The organism is Pontibacter brevis (assembly GCF_054779655.1).
In genome coordinates, this window is sequence record NZ_BAAGXV010000031.1 from 124,885 (window position 1) to 137,798 (window position 12,914).

General features: G+C 51.1%; 7 protein-coding genes. 1 reads left to right on the plus strand and 6 read right to left on the minus strand.

The genetic code is table 11. From position 1 onward, the window contains the following. The first annotated feature begins 202 nt into the window (after positions 1-202). The gene (locus ACYVB1_RS10495; protein WP_460923526.1) at positions 203-1,159 is read left to right on the plus strand and encodes an FAD:protein FMN transferase; all 957 of its coding nucleotides are present in this window, start codon (positions 203-205) and stop codon (positions 1,157-1,159) included. Positions 1,160-1,246: 87 nt separating this feature from the next. Here the strand turns inward: ACYVB1_RS10495 and ACYVB1_RS10500 are convergent, their stop codons facing one another. The 6 genes from ACYVB1_RS10500 to ACYVB1_RS10525 form a co-directional block, all read right to left on the minus strand. Continuing rightward, positions 1,247-1,690: a hypothetical protein gene (locus ACYVB1_RS10500; RefSeq protein WP_460923527.1), complete on the minus strand. Its 444-nt coding sequence runs from the start codon at positions 1,688-1,690 to the stop codon at positions 1,247-1,249. A gap of 351 nt (positions 1,691-2,041) precedes the next feature. Beyond that, positions 2,042-2,965: a hydroxypyruvate isomerase family protein gene (locus ACYVB1_RS10505; RefSeq protein ID WP_460923528.1), complete on the minus strand. Its 924-nt coding sequence runs from the start codon at positions 2,963-2,965 to the stop codon at positions 2,042-2,044. A gap of 114 nt (positions 2,966-3,079) precedes the next feature. Then, complete coding sequence (locus ACYVB1_RS10510; RefSeq protein WP_460923529.1) at positions 3,080-3,937, minus strand: hydroxypyruvate isomerase family protein; 858 nt, start codon at positions 3,935-3,937, stop codon at positions 3,080-3,082. A gap of 93 nt (positions 3,938-4,030) precedes the next feature. Then, entirely contained in the window at positions 4,031-7,150 is a 3,120-nt protein-coding gene (locus tag ACYVB1_RS10515) for a PVC-type heme-binding CxxCH protein (RefSeq protein WP_460923530.1), read from the minus strand. 434 nt (positions 7,151-7,584) lie between these two features. Further along, a complete protein-coding gene (locus ACYVB1_RS10520; protein WP_460923531.1) occupies positions 7,585-10,956 on the minus strand; it encodes a VCBS repeat-containing protein in 3,372 nt (1,123 codons plus the stop codon). 89 nt (positions 10,957-11,045) lie between these two features. Continuing rightward, positions 11,046-12,896 (minus strand): RagB/SusD family nutrient uptake outer membrane protein, encoded by a 1,851-nt coding sequence (locus ACYVB1_RS10525; protein WP_460923532.1) that lies wholly within the window; start codon positions 12,894-12,896, stop codon positions 11,046-11,048. Positions 12,897-12,914 lie beyond the last annotated feature (18 nt).

The window sequence follows — 12,914 nt, forward strand, 5'->3', positions numbered from 1 at the left end:
CAAGAGATTGCTCCGGGAACCATGGTGTTGCAGAGAAAAGCAACTGGAATGGTGAACGGGGCAATCTTTTTCCACTTAACTGATACTTAGTTTTCCGCCTTCGCCTGAGTTTCTTGCAACCTCTTTCCTGAAACACTTGCCCTTATACCGCTTCTGATTTATGCGATTTTTGTTGCTGTGCCTTGTAGTTCTCTTTCCTCTCATGTTCCCTAACCCAGACCTAAAACAGTATACCATCAGGGGTTTTGCACAGGGAACAAGCTACCAGATAGCGTATTACGCAGAAGACAGCACCATTACAAAAACACAGGTAACCTACCTCCTGGCCCAGCTCGACAGCTCGCTCTCCCTCTACAAGCCATACTCCCTCATCAGCCGGTTCAACCGCTCTGCAAGCGGGCTGGCGGCAGACAGGCACCTGCAGCAGGTGGTGAAAGAGGCGCTGAAGGTTTCAAGTAAAACAGACGGTGCTTTCGATATTACTGTGCAGCCACTGGTGCAGGCATGGGGCTTTGGGGCAGAACGTGTTACCTCCCTTCCCGACTCAACCACTGTACAGGCTATATTGCCTTGTGTGGGTTCCGGCAGAATCAAACTCCGGCAGAACCTTTTAAAAAAAACCGCCCCCTGCGTAAGCATCGATGTAAACGGCATTGCACAGGGCTACAGCGTGGATGTGTTGGCAGATTTCCTGGACAGGAAAGGTATCCGGAATTTCCTGGTAGAACTGGGCGGCGAGATACGGGTAAAGGGCCTGAAACCAGACGGCACAGCCATGGCAATAGGCATAGAGGGCCCGGCCAGTGGTAACCCGGATGACCCATACCCCATTCAGAAAATCATCCGGCTGGAGAAAGGTGCTGTCACCTCTTCCGGCAACTACAGGAAATTTTACCAGAGCGGCTCCCGTAAGTTCTCCCACCTGATAGATCCCAAAACCGGCTACCCCTTAGACAATGAGCTAATCAGCGTAACTGTCTGGGCCGAAAACGCCATGACCGCTGATGCTTATGATAATGCGTTGATGGGAATGGGATTGGAAAAAGCCCTGCATTTTACAAACCGCCAGAAGGGGCTGGAGGCTTATTTTATTTATCGAAAGCCGGATAATTCTGTTGCCGATACTGCCACAGCAGGGTTTTATAAGATGATGAAATAGAAGAGGCTTTTATTCCATCGTCTATGAGCCAGTTTGATGAAGTTGCCATGTGTTTGACTCCTCCAGTGGCAGGATGCCCGCTTATTTCTAGCGCTGCACTACAGGCGTCAAAATATCAATTCCCTCCTGTTGGCTATATTCCAATATTATCTCTGTGGTGGTTAACTTCAGTAGTCCTTCATTCTTAGTGGTAGTGGTATTGAGTTGCAGGGAATACTCTCCATTATCCAGTGCTCCTAAATCAATCTCCGTTGTGGCTGGGCCCATTGCAGTAGCACATTTAGTATCTCCTTCGACTGCCTTGAATGTGATTTCTATGGTCTTTTGAGTAAACCTCTTATTGGTTACGATGGTGTTGTTGTAGCAATTATATTCCTTTTCTGTTTTACCAACAATCACTATTCTTTTGGGGTCAGAGCCCACTTCTTTAACCTCAATCAAGATATCAGAATCAATAGGGATTTGCTCTGATTCCTCCTTTTCGCATGATATCAGAAGTAACATACTTAGAAGGATACCAAGCTTTTTCATAGTTACCAATTTTTAATTTGTAGAGAACTACCTGTTTGCCTGCTAACGCATATAAGGCATTTTCTAAGGGACCCTATCTCCCACCTATTCGTTGCATAAGTCAACTTTATATTATTTACTACCCACAATTAACAGGTACACAAAAATGTACGGCTGAACTGATCCAGCAAAAGTGATTCCTAAACCAGACCTGTCTCACATACATAAGGCTGTAGAAGCTTGTGACATACAGCGGATACACAAGATAAATCAGCCAAAGCACTTATAATAAACGGATAAGGTGGTCTGTTCAAACCACCTTATCCGTTTAAGATTTCCAGGTAAAACCTGCTTTGCGTAATGTTGCTGCTTTTAGGCCTGCATAAAATTATCCACCTCCCGGTAGGCTTTGATAACAGCGGCTTCTCCGGCTTTGCCTTTTCCTGCGTTGCCATGCTCCATGCCCATCACCCCTTTGTAGCCTTTCTCGTGGATGTGCTTGAAGATATTCTTGTAGTTGATTTCCCCTGTAGTAGGCTCCTTTCTTCCCGGATTGTCCCCTATCTGAATATAGGCAATCTCATCCCAGGTCAGGTTCATGTTGTGGATAATGTGCCCCTCGTTTTTCTGCATATGGTAAATATCGAACAGGAGTTTGCAGGACGGGCTGTTCACTCCTTTGCAAATCATGTACGTCTGGTCTGAGTTGCGCAGGAAAAGGTTTGGCGAATCGCTGAGCGGTTCCAGCACCATCACAATGCCATGCGGCTCCAGTATTTCTGCTCCCCGGCGTAAAGCCTCTATTACGTGACCGGTTTGTACCCCTATCGGCAGACTTCGTTCATAATCGCCGGGTACCACGGTTACCCATTTCGCATTCACGCGTTTGGCTACATCCACAGCCCGCTTGCAGCCATCCAGAAATATATCAATGTGCTCCTTTTTTCCTGCCGCCAGCGTGTTTTGGGAGTTACCACCTTTGTCAACAACAAATACGCCCATGGTCATGCCCAAGCGCGCAAGTTCCTTCCCTATTTTTTCCTGGTCACTTACCGGGCGGCCCATCAGGCCATTGTCTTCCAGCGCCGTAAAACCCTGATCCCGCATAAACCGGAGCTGGCTTACCAGGTCGTCACCAGCTGTTTCCTTGAACATCCCAAAGTGGGGGGCATACATCAGGTTAAAGGTTTTTCCTGCTTTACCTTCTGAGGTGGCGCTTTGGCCAAAGGCTGATGCTCCCGTTGTAAGAGCTGCAGCGCCCAAAAGGCTGCTTTTCAAAAACTCACTTCTTCTCATATTTTTAGATGTTAATGGTGCAGTAGTCAGAACTTGGCTTCGTCATGCTGCGGGATTTACACTTCCTTCATTAATTGATTACTGAATGTAAGCCAGCGTATCACCTCCGCCAGTTTAGACGTCACAGATCACAATACTTTCTCGCAGAGAGGTAAGCGGCTCTTTGGAAACAGGAATAAACTCCTGCCCCACGAACCCCTTAAAACCTGTATCCGCGATAGCTTGCATGATAGCCGGGTAATACAACTCCTGGGAGTTATCGATCTCGTGGCGGCCAGGCACACCCGCTGTGTGGTAATGCGAGATGTAAGGATGGTACTCTTTGATCGTGCGGATTACGTCTCCTTCCATAATCTGCATGTGGTAGATATCGTAGAGCAGCTTAAAGCGTTCCGAGCCTATCATCTTCGCCAGTTCAACACCCCATTTGGTATGGTCGCACATGTAGTCTTTGTGATCTATCTTGCTGTTAAGCAGCTCCATGGATAGTGTTACCTTGTGCTTTTCTGCCGTGCTCATCAGGCGTTTGAGGCCCTTGGCGCAGTTTTCCATTCCCTGCTCATCGCTCATCCCGTTGCGGTTTCCAGAAAAGCAGATCAGGTTGTTAAGCCCGGCAGCGGCCACCTTAGGAATCATGGCCTCGTAGCGCGCCACCAGCTCATCATGGTATTTCGGTTCATTAAAACCTTCTGTAAGGCCTTTCTCAGCTCCCCAGGCCATGGCGCAGGTCAGCCCGTATTTTTTCAGCGTTGGCCACTCATTGGGGCCCAGCAACTCTATGGAGGACAAGCCGAGACCTTTGGCTGCTTTGCACAAATCCTCCAGCGGCATGTCGTTGAAGGTCCACTTGCACACGGAGTGGTTGATCTTTCCTTTTAGCTTTGTTTCCTTCAGCTCTGCGGCTTGCAGCGGTTCAGGCAACAGCATGGCAGATGTGAGCACTGCAGCTCCTCCTGCCATATTCCTCAGCATACTGCGCCGGGTATATTGGCTTTTCATTTGATTGTTTCTCCTGAAATTAGTTAGTGTTATTTTAAGTATGGCCACTATGCGTACAGGCACGGGTTATGATTTTGCTCCCGGCTTTTTAAGGGAATACAGATACTCCACCAGGTCCACCAGTTCCTGCTCAGACATGCCCTGCTGCAGATTAGCTGGCATAATGGAGTTTTCCATTTGCTTTCTGGATGCAATTTTTGTCTTATCCAGGCTACTCTTCATGCCTCCCGGGAACACCAACTCTACTTCATCCTCGGTTTCACTGGCAATGATACCGGCTACCTCGCTGCCGTCTTTCATTTTGAACAGGAAGCCCTCATACCCGAAGCTGATACCTGCGTCAGGATGCAGAATAGAGACATATAAGGCGTCTTTGGTGAGTTTGCTGCCAATCTGGCTCAGGGCCGGGCCGAAGTTGGCGCCTTCCTCACCTATTTGGTGGCAAACGCCGCAGGACTGCAGAAACACCTGCTTGCCCTTCAGAGCAGAACCAGGCCGCATAGCTAATTCAGTAATTGGGGGGAGCGGCTTGCCTCCTGTTGTGCTCGCTGCAGCCAGGTACTTCAGCGCCTCATCGCGTATAGGTGCACGCATGGCTCCAGCCAGCGCTACCGAAGCTATTGGCTCCAGTTCTTTCGGCAGCTTGCCGTCTCTTACCACGTTCATCAGGCGCTCCTCACCGCTCCAGCCTGTGCCTAGCGCCTTCACTGCCACTTTGCGCACCGCCAGGTCAGCTGACTTGTCCATCATAACAGACTGAATCAGGTCCATGGACTCCTTTCTGCCCACGCGGCCCAACGCCCGCAGCACCGCCAGGGCTTCGGCTTCCTTTTTACCGTTGATGGTCTTCTGCAGCAGGCTGCCTCCTTCTGAGGCAAGCAGCAACTGGGCCGACTCCACCCCCAGGTTGTTATCCGGATTAGAAAGCACTATTTGTAACAGCGCCTCGTTCTGGTCTTTCAGTTTGTAGCGGCGAACAAGGTTCAAATACTCTTTTGTGCCCTTTTGCTCGGCCAGCGTGCGGTACAGGGCAGCCTTTGCTTTCGGTAAGTTCTCCAGGTTAGCCGGGTTTATATGATTAAGCGCAAGCTTCGATACCTCTGCCTTGTGCGGCCCCTGGTCGTCGAGCAGCGCTAAGAGCGTTTTATCTTTTGTCGGATCGGCGATAAAATCAAAAGCCCTGAAATACTTAGCCCGGTCTGCAGAAGAAGTGCCTGCAGCTGTTATACCCTGGGAGAGGTACGGCAGAGCAAGGGCGGTTCTGGAACGCCATATAATGTCCTGCCCCGCTTTGCCTGTTAGTTGGTCTCCTGCCTTGGCCTGGTAAGCGGTGAAAAAGCTATCCCACTGTTCATCGGCACCGATGCCCAGCGCTTCCAGGTACCAGCGGTTTTGGCCATCGTACTGCTGCGCCAGCTCTGCCCAAAGCGCGGGCGCCTCCGCCGACTTGTTGTGCCGGAGGGCAATGGCAGCTTCGCGGCGCACCTGCGGGCTTGGGTCTTTCACCAGCTGCTTCACATAAGAGATGACATCATCTGTCTCCTGACGGGCAATGCGGAGGCCCGTAATGCGAATGTCTTCGTTTTGATCCTGCAGCGCCTGCTGAATATACTTGTCGCTTTTGCCTTCTATTTTCGCCAGCAGCCACAGTGCCCTGGCCCTCATGGGCTGGTTATCAGACTTCCACAGTTTCTGCAGTGCAGGTTCCGCTTTTGCGCCCCATGTGTGCAGTTTATCCCAGGCCAGGAAACGTGTGGCGAGGTTTGGGTTTTGCAGGGCCTGCACGGCTCCTGCCGGTGAACTCAGGTCCAGTTTCGGGGTTCGGTATGGCGTGGCAGGTGGGGCAATCCGGAAGATGCGCCCCCTGTTCATGTCTGCCATCTGGTGGCCACCCACTCCCGGGTCGTACCAGTCGGACACATAAACAGAGCCGTCCGGAGCCACACTCAGGTCTGAAGGGCGGAACCACTGATCGCGCACTCCTTCAACCAGGGGAACGATTTTAGCTTTAAACCCAGCTCCGTCTTTTGTGACAGGATAGGACCTGACGGTGTTCGGGCCGGCGTCGGTATGAATCATCTGGTTACGATACACCTCCGGCAGCAAATTGCCTTCGTAGAACACCATACCCGTCGGGGAGCCTGCACCTGTCTGCAGCAGGTTCGGGATAGAGCCCGGATCGTTCTGGTGCCAGTGCTGCAGGGGAATTTCCTTCTCCATGTTGGTACGGTTCGCCCGCCACCCGGCACCCGTCATTTCGTCGGTATAGCCATAGTTGCCAAACTCCATTACATAGTTAATGCGCACACCCTGGTTTCCGTCGTCGTCGTTGTCTGACTGCCACAGGGTACCGTAAGAGTCCACGGCGGCCTCGTAGTTGTTGCGGAAGTTATGGGCCAGCACTTCAAACTCTGTTCCGTCGGGGTTCACCCGGAAAATCATTCCCTGGCGATAGGGCTTGCCGGTGTTGTTTACCTCTTTGCCGTCTTTGTCAATTATAGGTTTGCCTTTGGCGTCTAATATCTGCCCTCCTTCATTTCCGAAGTTGAAATACAGTTTTCCGTCCGGTCCGAAGGTGAAGGAGTGAATGGCATGGTCGTGCTGCTCCCCGCCTAAGCCTGAGTACAACACTTCTTTTTTATCCGCCACATCATCCCCGTTGGTGTCTGTAAACAGGAACACATTCGGGCTGCTGGACACAATTACCTTGTTCCCAAGCACCGCTACACCAAGGGCAGCGTCAATGTCTTTGCCCTGGTAAAACACCTTGGCTGTATCGGCGCGGCCATCGTTATTCAGGTCTTCCAGAATGAGGATACGGTCTCCTTCGCCACGCTGCGGGTTTCCCGGGTTAAGGTCCGGCCGGTAGTTGTAGGCTTCACACACCCACACCCGGCCTTTGGCATCCACATCGATGTTCGTAGGATTTCCCATCATGGGCTCGGAGGCGAAAAGCTTTACCTCCAGGCCCTCTGCGGCCTCTAACCCCAGCACAGCATTTTCCGGCAGTCGTTTCTCTTCCTCCGTTAGTTTGCTGTAAAGCTCCTCCCGGGCCTCTTTGCTTAGCTGTTGCTCGTCGGCTTTAGGTTGTACCTGTTGGGCGGTAGTTACTTGTTGTGGGTTATTACAGGATGAGGTGGCCAGCACACTCATCAGAAAAGCTACTGGTAGTACATTTCTTTTCATTCAGGAAGGTAATGTTAAAATGGCTGAACTTTGCTTGTGCCACTGGCAAACTGCCGGTGCGTATTCTTTTAAAAAAGGTCCCCTTCTCCACCGGAAAAGGTAACACTGAAAAGCCCTGCAGCACTAATTAAGTGCGTAGTCACTGACAAAAAAACCTGCTGTTTCCGTGACACAGCTTATGCCGTACTGAACAGCATAACACGTTTACCGATAAAAACGCAGGGCAGAAGGAAGTATTCTGGCAAGCTAAAAGCTTAGCGTATGCCAAAGAAGCAACATAGCCTGTCGCTATGAAAAAAAGCTATTTTAAATATAATTCTTTCTGCCAGAAAAACAAACACTTACCTACGGCTATGCTGCATACTGGCAGTGCTTCTAAAGCTGGCAGCATCGGGTTTGCTCTAAACCAATGCCTGCGCTTTTGTTTCAGGCCCTTACAGCAGCTTTGGCTGCTTCATTTTATAAGCTTTTACAGGTTGCTGGTTCAGGCCAAACAACAGGCTGTTGTTTACCTGCAGGATACTTCTTACATCGCCGTTCACCTTCAGGCCTGACTTAACCTGCGGCACATACGTAAACCCGCCTTTGCCGTTGCCTTCCAGAAGGATGCCGTAGCTGGCGTCGTACTTGCCAAAGCGTAGCCTGGCCTGGCTGATGTTGCCACCAAGCAGCAGGTCTCCGTTTCCGTCGCCATTGTAGTCTAAAGCAGTCATCGCATACACCGGGGAATACTGTACTTCTACCGGAAGCTTTTTCTCTGTAAACGTACCATTCGCATTACTTTCAAAGTAAGCTGTTTGCAGGTAATCGGCCGTTAGCCGCTCTGCACCTGCCAGTTCTTCAGGAGTAAAGATATCCTGCAGCGTGGCATCCGCATAACTCTTATAGTCTGTGAACCGCGTACGCATGATGCTTAGCTGGTCCAGTAACTCGTCACGGGTTACATAGGGATAGCTTTTGCCCTGGATGTAAAAAGTAAGGATGGGGTCTATAGAGCCGTTGTCGTCGAAGTCTTTGTAGTATAACTCCGCCGGCTGCCTTCCTGACACTTTCACCTGGGCGTTCAGCCCCAGGTTTCCAACAACCAGGTCAGCCTTACCGTCCAAGTTAAAGTCATTTACCAGCAGCTTATTCCACCAGCCCCTGTACTCTTTATCGAAATAGGTATCGGTCGCATCGGCCAGGCTGCCGTTGTTGTTTTTGAAAACGGTGACCGGCATCCACTCCCCTACTACCACCAGCTCCTGTTTACCGTCGCCGTTCAGGTCATGCCAGGCAGCGTCGGTTACCATGCCCAGCTTTTGCAGCTGCGGTGCCAGGGCGGCTGTCTTATCCTCAAACTGGCCTTTGCCGTTGTTCAGCAGCACATAACTGGCTGGCATTTCAGGATAGTGGCCCGGTATCACGCGCCCTCCCACAAACAGGTCCATCAGACCGTCGCCATTGATGTCGGATGCGCGGGCGCAACTGGTGCTGGTGCGCATGGTTGGCAGCGCATCGGTGCTCTTTGTGAAATTACCTTTGCCATCGTTCAGGTACAGCCTGTCCTGCAGCAGCACATCATCCGGCATAAAGTCGTGGTAACCGCCGCTCACCACGTACAGGTCCGGGTGCTGGTCGTTATTGGCATCAAAGAACACGGCATCCACGTCATCACTCATTTTGTCGGCTTCGAAGGCTGGCGTCGCTTTAGGCGCAAAGCTGCCATTTCTTTGCTGCAGGTAAAGTACTCCTGCCTGTCCTTTGCCTCCACCGGCAAATATATCCTCCAGCCCGTCTCCGTTCACATCCGCCTTCACAAGGCAGGGCCCGGCAAAGGAGATGGGGTTCACGAGCAGCGGCTGCCGCTTAAAATCGTTGACGGTGCTTTTCTGGTGCGTAAAGGAAACAGGCGCTTTGGCTTCCTCAAAAGCCGGGGCACCTTGCCTTGACGGGCGGTAAAGTGTACCTGCGTCTTTTTCCTGCAGCGTCAGCAGCTGGTTAGCAGACACGTTCTGCAGCACCTGCTGTTTTCCGCTCTGCCATACCACCCGAAGAGAATCAATGGTGTTCTCCTGCCCCAGCCCGAAATGCAGCACTGGCGACACACTGGACTGGTACCCGCGCGAAGGCATCTGCTCCTGGTACTGCTGCTTGCCATTTGTGTACAGCATTACTTTGGCACCAGTTCCGGCTGTGTTTTTTCCGGCTCCCTCCAGCTTCACCTGCAGGTAACGGTGGTCCAGTTGCTTGTTTGCCTCGTTCTGGTAAATAAAAGCGGGCTGGTTGATGTTGTTTACCACCAGGTCCAGGTCGCCGTCGTTGTCCAGGTCGGCATAGGCCGCCCCGTTGCTGTTAGAGGCAACACTCATGCCCCAGTCCCGGCCTTTGTTGCTAAAAGAAAGGTCGCCGTTATTTTTATAGATGTAGTTCGTTACGTTTGAGGAAGGGATTTGATTGACAAGTTCCAGCACGTGTTCCCGCTGCATTCTGCCGCCCCTCTGCTGCACAAAGCCGCCCATGTACTTGATGAAGTCCATGTTGGTGTAATCCCGCAGGTAACCGTTGGTGATAAACATGTCTTTCCAGCCGTCGTTGTCATAGTCGGCCACCAAAGGTGCCCAGCTCCAGTCGGTATTGGAAAGTTTGGCCAGCTGCCCCACCTCACTGAAGGTACCGTTGCCGTTGTTTACCTGCAGCATATTGCGCATGTACTGGTAATGGAAACCAGAGTTAAGGCTGAGGTTGAATTTCTCGTAGTTATCCGGGGCAAACAGCAGCTTCTGCCGGCGGTTATCCTCTGGCAGCATGTCCAGGGTGAAAATGTCCGGAAAACCATCGTTGTTGATATCCGCCACATCACTACCCATAGAGAAGTGAGAGGTGTGCCCCATGCTCGTCTTCAGCTGATCGGTGAAGGTTCCGTTCCTGTTGTTGATGTACAGGAAATCGGGAATATCATAATCGTTCGATACATAAATGTCGGGCCAGCCATCGCCGTTGATATCGGCAACTCCGGCACCCAAGCCATACGTAAGGGTGGAGGATTGAATACCGGCTTTTCTGGTGATATCCTGAAACTTCCCGTTATCATTTCTAAAGAGCCGCACCCCGCGCTGCGCATCCTCCTTTTTAAGCCACTCTGCCGTGGTCACTTCGTCCAGCACAGGCAAAGACTCCGGACTGTGGTTCAGAAGGAACATGTCCAGGTCGCTGTCGCGGTCCATGTCGAAGAAAACGGCATGGGTACTGTTAGAGGAACTTGCCAGGCCATATTGTGCTGCCTGCTCTGAGAATTGGGGGACACCACTGGCATCCGGGCCATTGTTGATAAACAGCTGGTTTTCCCGCTTTTCGGGGCGCAGTTTGCCGGAATAGCAAACGTAAATATCCATCAGGCCATCGCCATTCACATCGGCCATGGTGACCCCGGTAGTCCAGGGGCCTTCTCTCCCGGCCACACCTGCTCCGGTTGTGACATCCTCGAACTGCATGTTGCCCTTGTTCAGGTACAGCCGGTTCGGTGTCATGTTGCCTGTAAAATAAAGATCCTGCAGGCCATCCCCGTTCACATCGCCCACAGCCACGCCGCCTCCGTTATAGAAGTACTCATACATCAGAACGTTGGTATTGAGGCCTTCTGTGAGGTTATTCGCAAAACTGACACCTGTTTTACTTGCAGGAAGCAGTGTAAAAAGGGGATTTGTAACAACAGCCGGAGAAACAGCAGCTTGCTTTTCTTCGACAGAGGCTGTTTCCTGGCAGGCTGAGAAAAACAGGAGGGTGGGTAGTAACAGGGCGGGAAGTGAAAGTCTGAGCGTGCTCATGCTGGTAAGCAATTAAAAACTTGGTAAAAAGAGAAATCTATGCCAGCACAAGACTGGCATAGATTTCTAATGTAATATAAGAAATTTTCTTAATATCCTGGGTTCTGTACTAACTTATCATTCCGGTTAATTTCATCCCGGTGAATCGGCAGGTAATACATTTTATCATCCCAGGCCCTGTTCTCAACACCTTCTCCAAGTTCTATCACATTGTAGGTATAGTTGTAGTTCTCAGGGTTGTATTGGTACACAGAGACTGTTTTACCTGGCTTCAGCGTTCCTTTTACATCGATAATGCGAGGCTGCTGCCCAACTGTTTCTTCAGGAATCATCCAGCGGCGCACATCATGGAAACGCTGTTCTTCGTAGGCCATTTCAACTCTGCGCTCGTTGCGGTAACGTTCCATCAGCGCTTCGCCTGTTTCTGTCACGGCTGGCATACCTGCACGGAAGCGTACTTTGTTCAGCCATTCCTGCGCTTTGTCATATTCTCCCAGTTCGATGCTGGCCTCCACGTAGTTCAACACGGCTTCTGTATAGCGGAAGAACGCCCAAGGCACCTGCTGCCACATGTTCATGTCCCGCAGGTTCGGGTTCGGGTCAATAAACCTGCGCATATAATAACCGGTGCGGGTTCCGTTCCAGTCTTCAATAGAGCTCTGGCGGGTATCCAGCCCGAAATGGGTTGTTTTCTGCCCATTGCTGCCAATTACCTCGTACTGCCCTGTCTGAATCTGGTTGGCAGGATCCGCTGTGGTTGTGAAACGCGGCTTCCAGTCAGAGGCGTCATGCAGGATAGTTGCCTCCAGACGTGGATCACGGTTTTCATAAGGAGATGCCGCATGCGCAGGGTTATCCCAGCTAAACTCGCTGCCGTCCATCATTTCGTAATCATCCACCAAATCCTGCAGCGGCGTATTACCGGCCCAGTTTCGATACCCGTTCGGACCGTTGTACAAGCCAACGCGACCACCACTTTCGTTCTTAGACTGGATAAAGTAACGTCCGAAAATCATTTCACTTTCTGCATTGCTGCGGAACAGCGACATGTCGATGTAATTCTGCTTGCCCTCTTCCGGGCTAACAGGTCCTGCCAAGTTCAACATAAAACCGTACCCTGGCAAATCCAGCACATCTTTGGCTGCAGCCTGTGCTCTCTGCCAACGCGCCGTCTGGTCACCGCTTACATAACCTATCAACTCAGGGTGAGGATAAGATGCGATAACGCTTGATTTTGCGCTGGCAGTAGGAATGTCATGCAGATCGCTCGCAGCATATAAAAGCACACGGGATTTCAGCGCCAATGCCGCCGCTTTATTGGCTCGTCCTCTCGCCATAGATTTACCCTCCAGCAATTGGGCAGACTCTTCTGCATCCTTCACGATAAAATCAACCGTTTCAGCAAAAGTGTTTCGCTCTACAGTATAGTCAGGTTGACCAAGTTCATAAGGGCTATCAATAAGCGGCACACCACCGTAGTAACGCATTAACTGGTGGTACAGGTAGGCGCGCATAAAAAGCGCCTCCCCCAATAACCTGTTCGCCATGGCAGCATCGCTGAACTGTGGCTCCCGCAGGTTTGCAATGGCCAGATTGGCCGCCCTTATCCTGGCGTACATATTCGGCCAGTTAAGCGTGTAGTTAATCCAGCCTGGATCAGCAGGGTTGGATCGCGACTCCGTAATAACATTGATACCCCTGCCCGGGTGCGTAAAAACGGCCTCATCTGTAAGGGAAGCCTGCATCTGCTCATCAAAGCCTCCTTGTCCCAACGCTGTGTAGATGTCGTTCACGAAAGCTTCTGCAAGGGCTGCGTCAGTCCAAACGACTTCGCTTGGAATTGTTGTTAAGGGCTTTGTATCCAGAAAGTCATCATTACAGCCGGCAGAAAGCACCATGGCAGTGATAAGACTCAAGGACAATGATTTTATTTTATACATTCTTTTCATCTCCGATAT